At 37.1% G+C, this 2,609-nt stretch carries 1 protein-coding gene and 1 pseudogene; both read left to right on the forward strand.

Annotated features, from left to right (window positions below; translation table 11 throughout):
• Positions 1 to 308: 308 nt before the first annotated feature.
• A complete protein-coding gene (locus tag CK510_RS29090; protein WP_095724938.1) occupies positions 309 to 1,430 on the forward strand; it encodes a hypothetical protein in 1,122 nt (373 codons plus the stop codon).
• Between the two features lie 292 nt (positions 1,431 to 1,722).
• Positions 1,723 to 2,532 (forward strand): annotated as a pseudogene (locus CK510_RS29095) (caspase family protein); the annotation flags it as partial.
• Positions 2,533 to 2,609 lie beyond the last annotated feature (77 nt).

The raw sequence follows: 2,609 nt of genomic DNA on the forward strand, positions 1-2,609 counted from the left end.
GGATATGCATTAGCGATCGCATTATCGTATTGCTTCATCAAGTTATCACCATTACTAGTAATAAATTTTGCGGTAGAATTGAAATTTTCAGTATAAATCGCAAAAAACACGGCAAATTATAGACAAATTCAATTATTGCGAGTGCTAATTTATATCTTGATTGTTGTGTCTTGGCATGAATTAAGTGTGATGACGTGGGGTGTTTACTGCTTTGCGTTAGCGTAGCTTACCGTAGGTATCGCTTTTTTCTTAAAACCGAAGCCCATCACGTTATATATTGAAATAGAGACAACTGTGAGGAGGGTGCTGTGAGCGAATATCAATATTACGAGTTTCTGGCATTAGATCGACCTTTAAATGCCACAGAAAAAGCCTATGTTGAGAGTCTTTCCAGTCGAGTAGAACTGACATCAACCCAAGCAAAGTTTGTTTACAACTATGGTGATTTTCGTGGTAATTCCCAGGAAATGTTGGAAAAATGCTTTGATGTCATGCTTTATATGGCAAGTTGGGGTTCTCGACAATTAATGTTTCGCTTTCCTAAGTCGTTAATTAACGCAGATGTATTTGAACCCTACTATCTTCCAGATAGAATTATTGTTTCCAGTACAAAAAATTTTGTAATCCTAAATATAAATATTCATGATGAAGAGATGAGTCACTGGATAGATAGCGGTGAGGGCTATTTATCTGACATGGTATCGTTACGCAATGATTTATTGCAAGGAGACTTGCGAAGTTTTTATCTTGCTTGGCTCAAAGCAGCACCAATATATTTCGATCCAGAAGAAGAAGATTATATCGAACCTCCCGTACCTGCGAATTTGAATAATTTACCAAATTCACTCTTAGTTTTGATTGATTTCTTGGAACTTGAGCAGGATTTGATTGTAGGAGCAGCGAAAGCCAGTGAATTCCAGAAAGAAGAGGAGGAATCTTTAGAGGATTTAATTCCAAAATTGAGCGAACGCGAAAAAAATGATTTTTTAGTTCAACTAATCAAGGGTGAATCTCATGTTGGGATGCAGCTAACTAATAGATTACGGGAATTCGCAGGGAAAAGAGAAGTTCGTATTAATAACAACACTCCCAGACGCACGCTTTCGGAATTACTAAAACTTGCAGAAGGAGAAATTAACCAACGCAGGAAAAAAGAACAAGAAGCTTTACGTCAAGCAAAAATACAAAAATTAGAAGCATTGGCAAAGAAGAAAGATAAAGTTTGGGAACAAATATTTGAGTTGATTACACTCAAGCAATCAAAACCCTACAATCAAGCTGTTGCACATTTGGTTGATTTAAGGGATTTGGCTGAGTATCAGGGGAAATTAGAGGAATTTCAAACTAGTATTAAGCAGATGCAAATTGATTATAGTAGCCGTCCTGGATTGATTTCACGCTTGCAGAAAGCGAGGTTGTTGGCAAAGTAAACGAATATGAAAAAAAATATTAAACTCGGCGATCGCATTGCCAAAATCAAGCCTCTGGAACTCCCAAACTTCTGTAGGTTTCTAATTTATTTATACTTCCACTGGTGACAACTACTTCTATCACGTCGAAAAATACGAGTGTAAAGTTTCAGTCCCGCGATCGCGTACAGTGGTAGTTTCCGCGTCGCTTAAGGTTTGCTTAATAATTGAATTGCCTGTCGCAGGTATCCCGAATTTATCAAAGTTCATTGAGAGAAACCAAGTATAATATTAATCCAACCGATGAATTCATATGTCTCCCATTGCCCGCCCTAGCAGTCGTTCTAAAGCATCTACACCTAAATTGTGGATGCTACTGGTTGGTGTCAAGGGATATAATGACACGGAAATATCCAGTTTGAATTATTCGGCGGAAGATTGTCAGGGGTTAGGGTCGGCATTAATTGAAGCGAGTACAGAGTTTACACAGACCGAGTTAAAAATTTATCATGATTATGCATCGCAGTTGCCTGTATTAGAAAATGTCCGTAACAGTTTGCAACAAATAACAACTGCGGCTCAACCTATTGATACCATTTTATTTTACTTTTCTGGGCACGGAATATTAGAACCAAATACAGGTCAAGCTTTTTTGTGTTTGGCAGATACCCAAAAGTCTAACTTAGGAAATACGGGTTTAGCTGTACAAGAAGTTTTACAATTATTAAGTAATTGTGCATCTCAAAGTCAGTTAGTTTGGTTAGATTCTTGCCATAGTGGTGGAATGACATTAAGAGGTGCGATGCAAGAATCTTGGTTAAGTCCAACATCGCAATTAGTCAAAGATTTGCAACAACAAGCTTCTCGAAGTAAAGGATTTTATGCTTTACTTTCCTGCGATACTAACCAGTTATCTTGGGAGTTTAAAGAGTTAGGACATGGAGTATTTACTTATTATTTGATACGTGGTTTAAAGGGAGAAGCGGCAGATAGTCAAGGGGTAATTTATGCAGATAGTTTATATCGATATGTTTATCATCAGACTTTACAGTATATCGATAAAAGCAACCAGCAATTAAGATTGATTAATCAGCAGAAACGTAACAAAGGCGATAATCATCTTGGGTACATCCCAGTTTTTATTCTTCCAAGAAAGATAAATAAATCATGAGAAAGTAAAGGGAAATTAAACGCGAACGC

Source organism: Brunnivagina elsteri CCALA 953 (assembly GCF_002289455.1).
GTDB lineage: Bacteria > Cyanobacteriota > Cyanobacteriia > Cyanobacteriales > Nostocaceae > Brunnivagina > Brunnivagina elsteri.